Origin of the sequence: Amycolatopsis ultiminotia (assembly GCF_039536925.1) — a bacterium.
GTDB classification, from domain to species: Bacteria; Actinomycetota; Actinomycetes; order Mycobacteriales; family Pseudonocardiaceae; genus Amycolatopsis; species Amycolatopsis ultiminotia.
On record NZ_BAAAZN010000003.1, the window covers coordinates 175,021 to 189,313 of the forward strand.

General features: G+C 67.2%; 16 protein-coding genes. 6 read left to right on the forward strand and 10 right to left on the reverse strand.

The features are described 5' to 3' along the window. Window positions 1-2: 2 nt before the first annotated feature. Together ABD793_RS08530 and dnaB are read left to right on the forward strand one after the other, a co-directional pair. Window positions 3-800 (forward strand): ESX secretion-associated protein EspG, encoded by a 798-nt coding sequence (locus ABD793_RS08530; protein ID WP_344857343.1) that lies wholly within the window; start codon window positions 3-5, stop codon window positions 798-800. A gap of 711 nt (window positions 801-1,511) precedes the next feature. Next, window positions 1,512-2,915 carry a replicative DNA helicase gene (dnaB, locus tag ABD793_RS08535; protein ID WP_344857345.1) on the forward strand — a complete coding sequence of 468 codons (1,404 nt, stop codon included), beginning with the start codon at window positions 1,512-1,514 and terminating at the stop codon, window positions 2,913-2,915. Window positions 2,916-3,950: 1,035 nt separating this feature from the next. Here dnaB and ABD793_RS08540 read toward each other — a convergent pair. The 7 genes from ABD793_RS08540 to ABD793_RS08570 form a co-directional block, all read right to left on the reverse strand. After that, window positions 3,951-4,466 carry a hypothetical protein gene (locus ABD793_RS08540; RefSeq protein WP_344857347.1) on the reverse strand — a complete coding sequence of 172 codons (516 nt, stop codon included), beginning with the start codon at window positions 4,464-4,466 and terminating at the stop codon, window positions 3,951-3,953. A gap of 415 nt (window positions 4,467-4,881) precedes the next feature. Then, window positions 4,882-5,148, reverse strand: coding sequence for a hypothetical protein (locus tag ABD793_RS08545; protein WP_344857349.1), 267 nt, complete (start codon window positions 5,146-5,148; stop codon window positions 4,882-4,884). A gap of 65 nt (window positions 5,149-5,213) precedes the next feature. Next, window positions 5,214-5,813, reverse strand: coding sequence for an LppA family lipoprotein (locus ABD793_RS08550; RefSeq protein WP_344857351.1), 600 nt, complete (start codon window positions 5,811-5,813; stop codon window positions 5,214-5,216). Between the two features lie 20 nt (window positions 5,814-5,833). Then, a complete protein-coding gene (locus ABD793_RS08555; protein WP_344857353.1) occupies window positions 5,834-6,868 on the reverse strand; it encodes an alpha/beta hydrolase in 1,035 nt (344 codons plus the stop codon). Window positions 6,869-7,079: 211 nt separating this feature from the next. After that, window positions 7,080-7,439 (reverse strand): hypothetical protein, encoded by a 360-nt coding sequence (locus tag ABD793_RS08560; RefSeq protein WP_344857355.1) that lies wholly within the window; start codon window positions 7,437-7,439, stop codon window positions 7,080-7,082. Further along, entirely contained in the window at window positions 7,439-7,747 is a 309-nt protein-coding gene (locus ABD793_RS08565) for a hypothetical protein (RefSeq protein ID WP_344857357.1), read from the reverse strand. The genes ABD793_RS08560 and ABD793_RS08565 overlap by 1 nt, the downstream gene beginning before the upstream one ends. A gap of 189 nt (window positions 7,748-7,936) precedes the next feature. Next, window positions 7,937-8,536, reverse strand: a complete 600-nt coding sequence (locus tag ABD793_RS08570) for a TetR/AcrR family transcriptional regulator (RefSeq protein ID WP_344857359.1) — start codon at window positions 8,534-8,536, stop codon at window positions 7,937-7,939. Window positions 8,537-8,630: 94 nt separating this feature from the next. Between ABD793_RS08570 and ABD793_RS08575 the strand changes: the two genes are divergently transcribed. Beyond that, the gene (locus ABD793_RS08575) at window positions 8,631-9,788 is read left to right on the forward strand and encodes an epoxide hydrolase family protein (protein ID WP_344858083.1); all 1,158 of its coding nucleotides are present in this window, start codon (window positions 8,631-8,633) and stop codon (window positions 9,786-9,788) included. A 132-nt stretch (window positions 9,789-9,920) separates the two neighbouring features. Here the strand turns inward: ABD793_RS08575 and ABD793_RS08580 are convergent, their stop codons facing one another. Next, window positions 9,921-11,045, reverse strand: coding sequence for an FAD-dependent oxidoreductase (locus ABD793_RS08580; RefSeq protein ID WP_344857361.1), 1,125 nt, complete (start codon window positions 11,043-11,045; stop codon window positions 9,921-9,923). Window positions 11,046-11,177: 132 nt separating this feature from the next. Here ABD793_RS08580 and ABD793_RS08585 point away from each other — a divergent pair, with 132 nt between their 5' ends. Then, window positions 11,178-11,897 (forward strand): TetR/AcrR family transcriptional regulator, encoded by a 720-nt coding sequence (locus ABD793_RS08585; RefSeq protein ID WP_344857363.1) that lies wholly within the window; start codon window positions 11,178-11,180, stop codon window positions 11,895-11,897. A 79-nt stretch (window positions 11,898-11,976) separates the two neighbouring features. Here the strand turns inward: ABD793_RS08585 and ABD793_RS08590 are convergent, their stop codons facing one another. Continuing rightward, on the reverse strand, window positions 11,977-12,312 hold the full coding sequence (locus ABD793_RS08590) for an MmcQ/YjbR family DNA-binding protein (RefSeq protein ID WP_344857365.1): 336 nt from the start codon (window positions 12,310-12,312) through the stop codon (window positions 11,977-11,979). A 25-nt stretch (window positions 12,313-12,337) separates the two neighbouring features. After that, on the reverse strand, window positions 12,338-12,739 hold the full coding sequence (locus ABD793_RS08595) for a nuclear transport factor 2 family protein (RefSeq protein WP_344857367.1): 402 nt from the start codon (window positions 12,737-12,739) through the stop codon (window positions 12,338-12,340). Between the two features lie 62 nt (window positions 12,740-12,801). Between ABD793_RS08595 and ABD793_RS08600 the strand changes: the two genes are divergently transcribed. Next, window positions 12,802-13,380 carry a TetR/AcrR family transcriptional regulator gene (locus ABD793_RS08600; protein ID WP_344857369.1) on the forward strand — a complete coding sequence of 193 codons (579 nt, stop codon included), beginning with the start codon at window positions 12,802-12,804 and terminating at the stop codon, window positions 13,378-13,380. Window positions 13,381-13,463: 83 nt separating this feature from the next. After that, window positions 13,464-14,276 (forward strand): hypothetical protein, encoded by an 813-nt coding sequence (locus ABD793_RS08605; RefSeq protein WP_344857371.1) that lies wholly within the window; start codon window positions 13,464-13,466, stop codon window positions 14,274-14,276. Window positions 14,277-14,293 lie beyond the last annotated feature (17 nt).

The window sequence follows — 14,293 nt, forward strand, 5'->3', positions numbered from 1 at the left end:
CAGTGATCACTCTCGACCGGCCGGTGACGTTCACGGCCTACACGCTGTGCAACCTCATCCGGCGACGCGGCGCGGAACCACACCAGGCCATCGGTGAAACCGCGGCGTTCTACGTGCCGGAAGACCAGCGCAAGCTCGACGAGCAGGTCAACGCCGGGCTGATGCAGGCAGGACTGATGGGCCCCCGGGGGATGGACCGCGATCTGCTCGCGCTGATCGATTCCATCTCCCATCCGCACTTCGAGTACTACGGATGGTTCAACGGCCAGTTCGAGGACGGCAGCCCGGCCAACTTCTCCGCGCTGGTGGGCAGCGGAAACGGTGGTGGCTTCGGGCTCGTGCGCGTCGGCGGCCAGTCGAACATCGCGGTCACCCGGCAGCGACCGGAACTGCTGCTCGAAACCTTCCTCGACATCGTCCCTGCCGCACGGACTCCCTCCGGACAGACACTCGTCACGAGCCGGGCGGAGTACGAGAGCGGAAAGGTCGCGGGAGGCGACGAACCGCGGGGCTCGATCATGCAGTCCGCGCCGAACCGCAACCAGCAGGCGTCTCCGCTGAAGGAGATCCAGCGAATCATGAAGGCGGAACACACCGGTGCCGGTGCGCTGTACGTAGCGGTCCGTCCGCCCAACGGGACCCGCAGGCGGATTCCCAAACCGGTCAACTTCGTCGACACCGCCGAAGGCCGGTGGCTGATGGAGGAGCGTCCTGGCCGGGAATCACTGATCGTCTTCACCCCAGGGTCCCGGCAAGCGATCGCGGAACGGTTGCGGGCAGCGCAGAGCGCGCTGGGCTGATCGTCGAACACTCACTCCGGGTGGAGTTCCCGGCACGGCATCGCGAGATGACCGGCCGGTGAACTCCACCCGGATTTTTTCGTTCCAGCCGTTAACCTGCGCTTTTCCGCTGCCGCTCACGGAGCGCAGCGACACACGGCCACGAAGGCCATCCCATCCTTCGTTCAGCCCATCGGGGTCTCCCTCTACCGTCGGTAGCAACCATCCACAGGCACCGACACCGAGTGCCACGCGACACGCCGAAGAACTCGTTCCACGCGACACGCCGAACGAGTTTTGGCGAAGTTCTCCACAGTCTCTGCACAAGGTCTGACCTGGGGTTTCTTTGGGACTTATGCATACTGTCCCCACTTTGTCCACAGGCTGACGGGCACCTGTGATTGATTGCCCCCAGTCATCCACAGGGTGTCCACAGGACGGTCAACAGCCGGAATTGCGCTCGTCCTTCCGGGGGATCTAGCGTGCGTCCTCGGCCAGTACGCACGGTGGCCTTCGGCGTGGCGATCCGCCGCCGCGCACGGGCCGGTCCATCATCGGGAGAGACCGGGCCTACGACTGGGAAAGCCGGGTCGAGTCCGGCATACTCGAACAGGTGTTCGTACTGCCGGACCCGCTGGCCGGACCGGCACCGGGCGCAGTTCGACGACACGACGAGCGCACGACGAGAGGGGCCGGCCGGTTCTCCGGCCGGGCGAGGAGGTGTCCGGGGCGGTGGCGCTGACCGACGACCGCGGTCCGGTGTACGCGGAGTCCGATCCGGGCCCGAGCGATCCCGGTCCCGGCGGGTTCGACCGGCAACCGCCGCAGGACATCGCCGCCGAACAGTCGGTGCTCGGCGGCATGCTGCTGTCGAAGGACGCGATCGCGGACGTGATCGAGGCACTCGGCCCTGGCGACTTCTACCGGCCCGCGCACCAGGCCGTGTACGACTGCGTCCTCGACCTCTACGGCCGCGGCGAGCCTGCCGACCCGATCACCGTGTCGGCCGAACTGGAACGCCGGGGCGAACTGGGCCGGGTGGGCGGCGCACCATACCTGCACACGCTCATCGCGACCGTCCCGACCGCGGCCAATGCCGGCTACTACGCCGAGATCGTGGCGGAGAAGGCCGTGCTGCGGCGGCTCGTGGAGGCAGGCACCCGGATCGTGCAGTACGGCTACGGTGCGGCCGCGGCCGACGGTGCGAACATCGACGAGGTCGTCGACCGCGCGCAGGCCGCGATCTACGACGTGACCGAGCGGCGTACCAGCGAGGACTACGTGGCGCTGGAGGATCTGCTCCAGCCGACCATGGACGAGATCGACGCGATCGCCTCGCGCGGCGGTCAGTCGCAGGGCATTCCGACCGGGTTCGCCGACTTCGACGAGCTGACCAACGGCCTGCACCCAGGGCAGATGATCATCGTCGCAGCCCGCCCCGGTGTCGGTAAGTCGACACTCGGACTGGACTTCGTCCGCTCTGCGTCCATCAAGCACGGCCTGACCAGCGTCATCTTCTCGCTGGAAATGAGCCGCACCGAGATCGTGATGCGCATGCTCTCGGCAGAGGCCAAGATCCGCCTCGCCGACATGCGTGGCGGCAAGATGTCCGACGACGACTGGACCCGGCTCGCCCGCCGGATGAGCGAGGTGTCCGAGGCACCGCTGTTCGTCGACGATTCGCCGAACATGACGATGATGGAGATCCGCGCCAAGGCCCGCAGGCTCAAGCAGCGGCATGACCTCAAGCTCGTGGTCGTCGACTACCTCCAGCTGATGACGTCCGGCAAACGCGTCGAATCGCGGCAGCAGGAGGTCTCGGAGTTCTCCCGGCAGCTGAAGCTGCTCGCGAAGGAGATCGAGGTACCGGTGATCGCGATCTCCCAGCTCAACCGTGGTCCGGAACAACGCACCGACAAGAAACCGATGCTGTCCGACCTGCGTGAATCCGGTTCACTGGAGCAGGACGCCGACATCGTCATCCTGATCAACCGCCCGGACGCCTGGGAACGCGACGACCCCCGCGCCGGCGAAGCGGACCTCATCCTGGCCAAACACCGAGCAGGCCCGACGAACACGATCGTGGTCGCCCATCAGCTGCACTACAGCCGGTTCGCCGACCTGGCCCACGAATAGGGCCGCAAGGCTTCCCACGATCCGGCCCGGGACGGCCGACGCGGGGGTGGCGGATCCGCCATTTGCTGCCGCAGCGAGTAGCAGCAGGGCGGTGGCGATCCGGACCAGGGTGGATGGTGGTCGAGTCCCCCGCTTATGCGTGCCGACAGGACGCCGCCTGGCAGCTCGTGAGCCGGCAAGGACTCACGTGAACATGTCCACGCGGCTGGCGGACGCACGCCGACGACGCCGAGAGCGCGCGGGCTCTCGGCCGTCAGACGGATCCGCCGCGGCTAGCACTGGACCAGCACCCGCGAACTTCAGGAGATCCAGGAAGCACCTGGCGGGCACGGCGAACCCTGACGCACAATCCACAGCTGTCCACGGCCGTGTGAGCTGCACCGTTCGGTTACACGCACCACCGCGCCGAGCAGGTCGCGCGCCAGGTAAGCAGTACAGCGCTGCCAACGTTCGAGTGTCTTCGCCAACCCGGCTGTGCACTCGTGACCGCGTTGGTCCGCTTCACAACTCCGACCGCACACGCCTGCGCTCCTGATAGTGCAGCTATTCGTGCCGGTGTGGCGCGTGGTTAGCGCAGGTTCTCGTCTCGTGGCTTCCGAGGAATGTGGGATGACGGCGTCGACGCACATCCCTCGTCGTTCGCAGGTTGCGGTACCCGGCCGCGCTCAGACGGACCGCGACCGAGGTGGCCGTGCTGGAAGTGCTCGCGGACGGGCCGACAGAGGTCGAGGTTGAACCCAGCGAAGCCGTTCGGCAACTCGCGGACCTGCTGCGATCAGGGAAGGTGCGCCCGGACCGGCTGGGAACTGCTGCCCGAACGGAACCGGGACAAGCCCGTGCACGGTTGAAGTAGCTGTTGGCGGTGGCCGACATGCCTCATCTGGCTGCTCCCTGTGGACCGTCGGGACGGAGGCTGCCGCGGCGTCGATGCTGAAACTGGATGACGGACCCGGCTGTGCAAGGGCGTCACGGCCCCGGTCCTCAGCTGAGGGTCGTGGGCAAGTCGGTCCCGCCGTGTCCCTTTTGCCGCGTTGCCTATTTGCGGATGAGGAGTGCGGCCAGGGTGATCAGGAGTGCAACGGTGGGGATGATGTGTTCCTTGGTGACGTCCCAGGGGGAGCGGCCACGCATGGGGTCGAGGTAGCGGATGTCGTGTTCGGCAAGGTCAGGGGCGCGGAGGTGGAGCCGGTGGTTGTAGTGCTGGCGGATCCGCGGCAGCAGGTCCGGGCGGCCGGCGATGATGAGGTAAGCGGCGTCGGCCACGAACTCGGCCAGGGCTTGCCGGTAGACGGCGCTGCTGCGTAGGTCGATGTCGTCGGGCATGGTGATGTTCATCAGCGGTAGCGCGAGCTGCGCGGCGCGTTCGGACACCGCCGGCGGCACAGTCCAGGCGAAACTGCCGCCGCGCACGATCGTGAAAACCGACTTCGCCGCCACGCCCAGCCGGGCAAGGATCCATCCTGCGGGGCGTGGTCTGCGGATGGCGTGCTCGTCGAACCGCAGACTCTGCAGGAGTAGTCCGCAGGCGCGTGCGCCGCGTTGCACGGCCATGCTTCGGCCCCACCACATGACGCGGAAGAGCACCGCAGGTCCGACGACGACCGCCACCAGGATCCCGGCGAGCGCGACCAGCCCTCGCGCCAGGGGCCGGGAGTGGCGTCGATGATCGCGCCATCCGCGGCGAGAATCAACAAGGCCAGGACCGGGTAGGCGAACACCACGAAGGCCTCCAAACTGGCAAACACCCACCGGTTCCGCACCGATCGGCGTTGATCGGCAGCAAGGGCTTGCGCTTCTTCCGACGGCATATCGAGCCTGCCGACCAGGCCGCCGACGAACTCGTCATCGAAGCGCGAGTAGGGCGGCCACAGCCGGTTGACCTGTACCCCAGGCACGACATCACTGCCGCGGGCGCGACTCCTCCCGGCCTTGACCACCGGCAACTGTGTTGGTGCCTCGCGGGTGGTCATGAATCCAGCGCCCGAGCAGCGATCTGCATAGTGCGCCCGCCAGGGCCAAGCCATCCGCAGAAGCGGTTGATCACGTCCGGACAGGACAGCGGATCTTCCAGCAGCAGGTGCCGCAACGCACGCGCGGCCGCGAGATCGTCACCGCTGCGATAATGCCGCAGCGCCTGATGCAGCACGCGAGCCACGAACAACGCTCGCTCGTCGATGTCGAGACCGTCGGTGTTGTGTGGGTGCGGAAGTCCGCCCTGTGTGGTGGTGATCATCGTGAGCCTCCCCAGCCTCACGGGCCCAGCAGGGATTCGCCGGGCAGGAACTGTGCCACCAAGGCCTAGTAGGTCGGCCTAGGTGCAGGTGCGCCACGCTTCTTGGCTTCGGCAGTCAGGTGACATCCGGTGCGCAGCAAAAGGGTCGTGTTGACGGCGGGACCGAAGTTGAGCTCGGCCTCGTACTGGTCGTGGAAAACAACCTCGTGATCGCTGGGTCGATTGACCGTGGTCGCCGTGGTGCCGAAGCCGTAATCAGCAGCGATCGCATGGACAGCGTCAACGACTTGCAGCCATTTGCCGTCCGGAATGTTGCCCGCGGCTGTCCAATTGTTGAGGCCCTTGATGACCGCGTCATCCCTGCGAAGGTCGGCGTCGACCGCCGCGAAGTCGTTGCCGCAGGCAGACCCACCGGCCGGGTTCGTGATCTGCCACGCCTTCAGCGACGGAACCGCGGCTGCGACGGCATCACGGATGCGGCCGTACATCTGTTCGTAACGCGCGGTGGCTTGGTCGATGTCAGGGCGCTGCATGAGCTGGCTGAACTGCTGAGCTTGTTCATCCACGGTCGTGTTCTCCGGAGGGGTGTCTGGCCCGGCGCATGCGGTCAGCACCAGCAGCGCCAGTGCCAGTCCTGCGGTGATCGGGCCGCGGATGCGTGTCATGGGTGTTGCAGGTTTCCTTGTCATCGCGGGGGCGGCTGAGGGTCACGACCTGGTGGCGCGGGAATCGGCTGTCCCGACGTCGGCGGGGGCACCGGTGCTTCCCACGGTTGCACGTGCCGTACCGCCAGGTCTGGACGTCCTGCGACGACACTGGCCATGTTGTACTGGCTGGTCGACTTGTCGTCGAGGTACTGGCCGTGTTCGTGGGTGATGTGGTGCGGCCCGTCGACGCCGGTGGCGTCCCCGGTGGACAGCTGCTGGATGTCGTTCAGTTCGCCGCCGAAGATGCCTTGATAGGGCGAGGTGCCGAAGTTGTGGGCGATGTCGAGATGAGGGACCGGGTCCCGATCCGACCACTCGGAGAACATGTGCCCTTCCGGCACCTTCAGATCACTGCGGCTGTTGATGTCGAGGCCGGGCGACCCGAACACCACCGCGTCCTTGACGGGCGTGTCGTGCTGGAGGGCGATGCCGGTGGTCAGACTGCCGTTGGAGTGCCCGAGTGCGGTGAGGTGGAGCTGCTGACCGGAGGCGTTGTGCGCGGCGCCGATGCCGTTGAGGAAGCCGTCCAGCTTCTGCGCACCGATCTTCGCCAGCCCGTCGGACGCGACCGACTTGTCCGGGTTCAGCACATCGGCGGTCTGCGGCGCTTCGTACCCGATCCACGTCACCGCGGCGGCTTGGCCTTGGTCACCGTATCGGGCCGAGAGGTTCTGACTGTGCTGCTGCAAGTTGTACATGTCCTGGTCGTAGCCTTTGAGGCTGCCGTCCACCGTCGAGGTGAACCCCGGCGTGAATACCGCGACCTGCTCGGCAGTGTCGACGTTGCCCACCGCGACGGCTGCCTTCACCCGCTCCCCGGACGTGTCCAGGGTGAGCAACTGCCGGCCGCCTTGCGCCATCGCGGCGTCGATCGCATCCGGCGAGTGCAGTTTCCTGTCGACCTGGTCAAGGTTTCGCAGAGCGTTCGCCAGGACGTTGCCACTCGGGTCGTACAGGTATTTCGCCTGCGCGGCCGTGTGCTGGTCCTCCAAGGCCGCACGTTCACCGGGCAAACGCGCCATGTTGGCCCGGGAACGGACTGCTGCGGGAAGACCGTCGCGGTTGCCGAGCCAGTCCGGGTGGTCGTGCAGGAGAATCGCTTGCCCGGATGGGGAAAGACTCGCCCGCCAGGCCGCGTTCTGCGAGGGTGTTGCGTTCGCGGGAGGCTCCGGGAGTGTGAGACCGGGGTCAGCGACGTCGGCGGCCGCAGCCACGGTTCCCTCGTCACCGGTGCCAAATTCGCCGTGGCTGGCGCGTTGGAACATCGACGTGAGGCCGTTGTCGATGTCCTCGGCGGTGCGCATCGCCTGCGCGAGGTCGTCGACGACTTGCTGGCAGGCACGCCTGCATCAAGGCCTTGTGCACCACGGCCGCCCCGGCTGCCATCTTGTCGATGCGGAACCTCAGATCATCCTGAGCCGACGCCGCGTTGTCGGCCGCCGGACCGGACCAGCCCTCCACCGGGATGATCTTGAGGAAATCGTCTCCCGAATGGACCAGAACCTGCTCACGCTGTTGCATCGTGGTCGCAGTCTTGTTCAACGCGCCCGGATTCCACCGTTTCACGTCCCCGAGCGACACCATCAGCGCGGCCCGGTCATCTTGTGCCCATCCGGCAACGGTTCCCGCGCATGCTCATCACCAGCGACATAAGCGTCAGCCGCGGTGGACAAGGCCTTGGCCTGCGCCTCGACGTCCGCGCACCACGCCTTCAACGTCGCGCCCCACGTATCCGCATGCGTCCGCGCGGCACCAGCAGCGTTCGATCCCGGAAGCGCGCCCGGCACGCCCTCAAGCGCCTGATCACAGTCAGCGCCACGGACCGCACCCACCGCCGAATCACCACTGCGGCCCGCCGCCCGCAACGCATCCGGCACCGTCGTGAACCCCATCAAGGCCTCCCCAGGCCCCGCAAGGTCATCGCTTTCTGTGCTCAGCGAAACACCCGACGCTACAACACAAGGGGCGTGCGATGTCCACTAACAGCTGCTCAGACGACCCAGGTAGCGAAATGAGACTGGGACCCGATGGAGACAACATGAGAAATCCATGATCGACATATCCCGGATTGCGAGACCGGTTCAGGGCTGGTCGCCCGCGCGGGCGATGGCGCGCGTCTCGGGAACTCCCAGCATCAGCAGGCTTGTGATCGCCGCTGCGCGGGCGCCGCGGGTCCCGTTCGACAGGTCGCTCTCCGCGATGGCGAACACGACGCCGTAGGCGACCTGGCTGAGAACGCCTGCCGGCAGGTGCTGTGCGAACACGTCGCTGTCCTGGCCACGTTTCACGAGGTCGGCGAGGAGTTCGTCGACTGGCCCGAGCAGATTGTGGATCGCCTCGCCGTACTCGCCACGGCGCAACGCCAACAGCACTCGGTATCGGTGCGCCACCGGCCAGACGCGGGCGATGAATTCGGCCCACGCCGCGTCCGCTTCCGCGTCGGAGGCGTTGATTTCGGTAAGCATGGCCGTCATTTCGGCGACCGCCCGTTCCGTGAGCGTGCGAACCAGGTCGGGGCGCGAGGGGAAATGACCGTAGACCGTGCGACGGACGACGCCCGCAGCGGAGGCGATCTCGCCCATGCCTGCGTCGGGGTTCTCTCCCAGCACATCGAGGGCGACGTCGAGGATGCGATCGCGTGTCTCGTTCATCGAGCGCACACGGGAGGACTCGGTGGGCACGACACCATCGTTGCACATCGGTGTGCAACGAGGTAGATTGCACATCGGTGTGCAACGAAGAGTTGCGCTGTGCTTCGAAGCTCAGGAGAAGGCAATGACCGCACCGACGGCCTCGACCCTCGTCCGCCCGTTCACCGTCTCGATCCCGGATTCGGAGGTCGACGACGTGAAGCAGCGGCTGGCCAGAACTCGATGGCCGGATCCGGAAACGGTGGGCGACTGGTCGCAAGGGGTTCGCGTGCAGAACGCCAGATCCCTGGTCGACCACTGGGAGCACGGCTACGACTGGCGGCGCTTCGAGTCCGAGCTCAATCGCTTCCCCCAATTCCTGACCGAGATCGACGGGCTGGACATCCATTTCATCCACGTCAGGTCCAAGAACCCGCACGCGATGCCGCTGATACTCACGCACGGATGGCCGGGCTCGATCGTCGAATTCCTGAAGCTGATCGGCCCGCTGACCGATCCGGTTTCGTTCGGCGGAGACGCCGCCGACTCATTCGACGTCGTCGTCCCGTCGCTCCCCGGGTTCGGGTTCTCCCAGAAGCCCACGGAGACCGGGTGGACCGTATCGCGTGTCGCAAGCGCGTGGGTGGAGCTGATGAAGCGTCTCGGCTACTCGAGATGGACCGCGCAGGGCGGTGATTGGGGCGCCGTCGTCACCACCGCCCTCGGAGTCATGCAACCTGAGGGGCTTCTCGGAATTCATCTGAACACCCAGTACGCCTTTCCCGCACAGATACCCGACACCTTGTCGCCCGAACAGCGCTACGCCGTGGAAACCCTCGCCTCCTACACCGATGATCTCGGCGGGTCGAACCACCTGCAGCGCACGAAGCCGGAGACGGTCGGATTCGCCCTGGCGGACTCTCCCGTTGGTCAGGCAGCCTGGATCTACGAGAAGTTCCAGTCCAAGACCGACAACCACGGGCTCGCCGAGGACGTCCTCAGCATGGACGACATGCTCGACGTGATATCCCTCTACTGGTTCACCAACAGCGCAGCGTCGTCCGGCCGCATCTACTGGGAGAACAAGTCGGGCACCCTCGCCGGCCCGAAGCTGACGCTTCCGGTCGCGGTGACCGTCTTCCCGAAGGACATCCCACTCCCGCCACGAAGCTGGATCGAAGACACCTACAGCAATCTGATCCACTACGGCGAGGCCGACAAGGGCGGGCACTTCGCGGCCTTGGAACAGCCCGAGATCCTCGTCCGCGAAATCCGCACCGGCTTGCGCACCCTTCGTTCCTGACGGTGAGACAGCCAAGATCGACATCTCACGGATTGCGAGGACCTACACGCACGCTCCGCGTACAAGGCGGCGCACGTGCTCGGCTTGGTCATCCGGCTGTCCACGCTGCCCGGCGAGTTCTGCCCCACGGCGTCAGGTCGGTTCGGGGGCCGGGACGTATGCGGGTAGCGCTTCGAGGCTCGTGCGCACTGCTTCGGCGCCGTACTCCAGCATCTGTCGCTCGTAGTTGCCGACCGCGGTAAGGAGGTTCTGGCGGCCTTCGGCGGCTTCGAGCAGGCAGCGGCTCAGTAGATCGGCATCGCGCAGGGCGGTGTTCGCACCGTTGCCGCCGGTCGGGGAGGTGGCGTGGATGGCGTCGCCGAGCAGCGTGACCGGACCGGGTGCCCAGCGCTCGCCGGGCTCGATCACGCGGATGGACAGCAGCGCGGCGTTGTCCGGATCGGACTGTTCGATGAGCGCCTGCAGGTCAGGGTGCCAGCCCTGCATCCTGGACAGCGCGGCCTCCGGTGGGCTCAGGTCGGTGCGTGAGCCGTCCGGCGGGAGGATCATCGCCCAGCGCACGTAGTCGTGGATATCGGGGAGGACCACCTCGGGGGCCAGTTGCCCGGCCGCCTCCTTCGGCGGGGTGCGGAAACGCATCGCTCCGAGCAGCAGGCTCACCCCGTCGCCGGCGATCTTCGAGCCGAAGGCCCGCGACAGTCCGGCAAACTCCTCGGTCAGCGGGGTGCGGCCGAGGACGAACCGGACGCCGGTGTCGGTCGGGACGGTCTGCGGCGACAGCGTCGAACGGACGGTGGAACCGACCCCGTCAGCCCCGACGAGCAGGTCGGCAGTGGCCGGGTCCCGGTGCGCGAAGCGGGCTTCGACCTTGCCGTCGGCCAGCACGTCGTAGCCGGTCAGCCCGGCCCCGGTGTGCACCGTGAGCCCGGTCAGCAGCAGGTGCCGGAGCACCTGCCGGTCGACCACGATCCCGCTCCTGCCGGGGCCGAGCGAGCCGATCTCGTTCAGCTGCGGATCCAGGACCAGCCGCTCGACGTAGCTGTCACTGACGACCTCGTCCAGCAGCGGATGCCAACGTGCCGGCAAACAACTGCGCAGCGCCTCGAACCCCGTCGGGTGCAGCACGAGCCGGTACCCCTGGAACCGCGCGGTGATCTCCGGGTCCCGCTCGTACACCTCGGCCTCGATCCCGGCACCACGCAGGCCCTGCGCCAGGCACAGCCCGCCCAGGCCGGCTCCGGCAACGGAAACTCGCATCACAACCTCCAGCACAGACCTGGCGAACACCGCTCAGACACCTGGTGACACGCAGCGAACGAACTTAGTTCGTATAGAACGAACAATGTACCCATAGACGAACTTAGTTCGCCTCGCGGTACGGTATCCACCGTGCCTTCCGGTCCCCGACAACGCCGAGCAGCTCGTCACGCGCAACCGGCCGCCGAAGCCGCAGCGTCCTCAACGCGCAAGACACCCATCACGGTCGGCCGGATCGCGGACGCCGCACTGCAAGTCGTAGCCACCGAGGGGTACGACGCGTTGACCATCCGCCGGGTCGCCGCAGTGCTCGGCACCGGGCCGTCGTCGCTGTACGCGCACATCGTCAACAAGGACGACCTCGACGATCTGCTCGTCGGCAGGCTCTACTCCGAGGTCGTGTTGCCCGAACCAGACCCGGCCAGGTGGCGCGAGCAGATTCTCGACGTGTACGAGCAGATCCGCGACCAGTACCTGAAATATCCCGGAGTCTCGCGTGCCGTGCTGGCCACGGTCCCTACCAACCTCGACACGCTGCGGGTCGGCGAAGGGATGTTGGCGATCCTGCTCGCCGGCGGGATAGAACCGCAGACTGCCGCCTGGGCGCTCGACGCCCTGTCCCTCTACGTCGGCGCGTACGCCATGGAGCAGGCACTGGTCCAGCAGCAGCGCAAACACCCGGACCAGCAATGGGTCCTCGGCCGCGAGGAACTGCTACGCCGATTCACCGCACTGCCTGCCGACACGTTCCCGCAGACCCGGCGCTACGCCGCGGAGCTGACCTCCGGCACCGGACACGACCGGTTCGAGTTCACCCTCGGCCTGATCATGGACAACCTCACCCGGCCCTAGCTGTGTTCGGCCAGGACGTTGGTGGTGGTCGGCCTGGTTGACCCGGGGGAGGGCCGCTGGGTGGTGTGTCCAGGGACCGCTACCAATCGAGGGTGGCGGCCAGTTTCTTGGTCGCGCGGTGGCGCCAGGCTTGGGTGATGAGGTACTGGAGGCGGTTGATCGGGATACGGGCCAGGTCGGCGTCGATCCCGATCAGGGTGGGGCCGCGACGCAGTTCCTGGTAGGTCTGCGGATCGTCGGTTACTGCGGAGGCCACTTCGTCGGCGCTCGTGTGCAGGAACACCCGGGTGCCGTCCTTCGTGACGGTTACGAAACCCTTGTCCTGCACGCGGAAACCCGGCATGCCGAAGTGCGGCTTCTCCACGGTTTCGGGTAGAGCCAGCGCGAGACGCCGGACATCGGCAAGGCTGGGCACGAAGCAACTCCTCCACGGGAACAGGTCAGGACTGCAGTGGCACTCGGCGGGGGCGGATCACCCGGTGGGTGATCTGCCAGCCTTCGGCGCCGCGTTGCACCGTGTCTTCGTAGGTCACGCTGCGGACGGAGCCGTCCATCTGTATGCCGAAACCCTTGGACAGTGCGTGGACTGCGCCGTTCGGTGCCTCGGTCAGCACGATGTTCGTGACGTGGTGGGCGGTCGGGTTCCCCTCGCCCAACGCCAGCGCGGCCGCTCGGACAGCCGCGAGCCCGACTAGCGCCGTGCCGCCCATCGGGCCGACGTCGTAAACGACGTCCTCGGCGAACAGCGCGGACAACCCGTCCAGGTCGCCGCGGTCGACGATGTGCCCGTGCAGGTTGATCAGGTCCTCGATGGCGAACCGGTCCTCAGTGGTCAGCGCCATGTGTACCCCCTTCCGGCCGCAACCGGGGAGCAGGCCGGTCGCGTGCCGTACACTATGTGGGGATGTCCCCGAATAGCAAGCGCGCGCCACGGGCCGACGCGTCCCGCAATGCGCGGCTGTTGCTCGCCGCGGCCCGCGAACTGGTCGCCGAGGTGGGCAACGAGGTCGCATTCGATGAGGTCGCCCGCCGTGCCGGCGTCGGCAACGCCACGCTGTACCGGCACTTCCCCACCCGCGCGGACCTGCTCGTCGCCGTCTACGCCGACGAGGTGGCGACGCTGTGCCGGCACGGCGCGGACCTGCTCGACGCGCAATCCCCGCTGGACGCGCTCTTCTCCTGGCTGGACGAGTTCGTCGTGCACGTGGCCACGAAACGGCCACTCGCGCTGGCCGCGACCGAGGGTCCGGGCGAGCGCCGCACGCCGCTGTTCGACAAATGGCACGCCTCGATCATCGCCAGCGCCGCCGAGCTGGTGCGGCGGGCACAGCTGAGCCTGCGCCCGGACGTCACCACCATCGACGTGGTGGCGCTGGCGAGCGGCGCCGCCCTTGCCACCGACAGCACGCACGCCCGCCGCCTGGTCGCGTTGATGCGCACCGGTCTGGCAGCCGAGGACGAGCAGCCGCCGCAATCGTCCTGACACTGGCCGGGCCGCCACCACGGTCGATAAGGTGCTGGCTCCGGATGAACTGCCGCCGGTCGGCTCGGAGTATCGGGGGAAGTGTGGCCAGGTCTGCCCAAGCGCTGGCTCGGCTGCGACCGCCGGGTGGCGCACCGGCGTGGGCTCGTTTCGGGGTGGCGGCAGCAGGCGTCGCACTGCTCGTGGCGGGCGCGGTAGCGGTCTTCGTGACCACCAATTCCGCAGGCGCGGCTGCTCTGGTGGCGGCGGGAACCGTGCTGATCGCGCTCGCCTTGTTCGCCAACCAGCTCGAAAGCGTCGAGGGTGGCGGGTTCAAGCTCCAGCTCGGTGCGGTGGCCGCGAAGCTGCGGGAGGCCGACGAGGCGGAGGAGGCGGGAGACGCGGAGGGCGCCGGGCAACTGCGCCAAGAAGCCCGGCTGCTGTTCGCCGCGATGGAGCCGATCGCAAACCAGTACGAAGCCATCCGGGAGAGCAGTCCGTATGGACGGGATCGTACGCACGCCATGGGAGACCTGGTCGAACAGGCGAAGAAGATGGCCGAGTTCGACTTCGTCAGCACGGAGGCGGTGGAAGAACTGTTCCGGTCCGGACAGGACGGGAACCGCATCACCGCACTCGGACTGATGCAGGCCAACCCCGAACTCGCTTCGGTTCCCCTGCTGACCGAAACGATCAGACGGCCACGTTCGAGTTTCGAGCAGTGGCACGCACTGCGGATCTCACTGGAGGTGGTTCGCCGGGGCTCCGCGACCGCACAGCACGAGGACATCCGGCAGGCCATCGCGCTGGCGCGAGCCAACGGAACGCTCGGGACCCGGCGCGACCAGTCACGAGTCAGGCTGGCGCAGCGCATCGCGAACGCGATGGAGCAGGACGGCGACCGGCGCACCGAATAGCGGGCTCGCCGTTGCGG

Coding starts and splice junctions, on each gene's coding strand:
- ABD793_RS08540 (WP_344857347.1), bottom strand. CDS start 4,466: ATGGCCGTGCAACGCGGCGCACGCGCCTGCGGACTACTCCTGCAGAGT.
- ABD793_RS08545 (WP_344857349.1), bottom strand. CDS start 5,148: ATGATCACCACCACACAGGGCGGACTTCCGCACCCACACAACACCGAC.
- ABD793_RS08550 (WP_344857351.1), bottom strand. CDS start 5,813: ATGACACGCATCCGCGGCCCGATCACCGCAGGACTGGCACTGGCGCTG.
- ABD793_RS08560 (WP_344857355.1), bottom strand. CDS start 7,439: ATGGTGTCGCTCGGGGACGTGAAACGGTGGAATCCGGGCGCGTTGAAC.
- ABD793_RS08565 (WP_344857357.1), bottom strand. CDS start 7,747: ATGGGGTTCACGACGGTGCCGGATGCGTTGCGGGCGGCGGGCCGCAGT.
- ABD793_RS08575 (WP_344858083.1), top strand. CDS start 8,631: ATGACCGCACCGACGGCCTCGACCCTCGTCCGCCCGTTCACCGTCTCG.
- ABD793_RS08580 (WP_344857361.1), bottom strand. CDS start 11,045: ATGCGAGTTTCCGTTGCCGGAGCCGGCCTGGGCGGGCTGTGCCTGGCG.
- ABD793_RS08595 (WP_344857367.1), bottom strand. CDS start 12,739: ATGGCGCTGACCACTGAGGACCGGTTCGCCATCGAGGACCTGATCAAC.
- ABD793_RS08600 (WP_344857369.1), top strand. CDS start 12,802: ATGTCCCCGAATAGCAAGCGCGCGCCACGGGCCGACGCGTCCCGCAAT.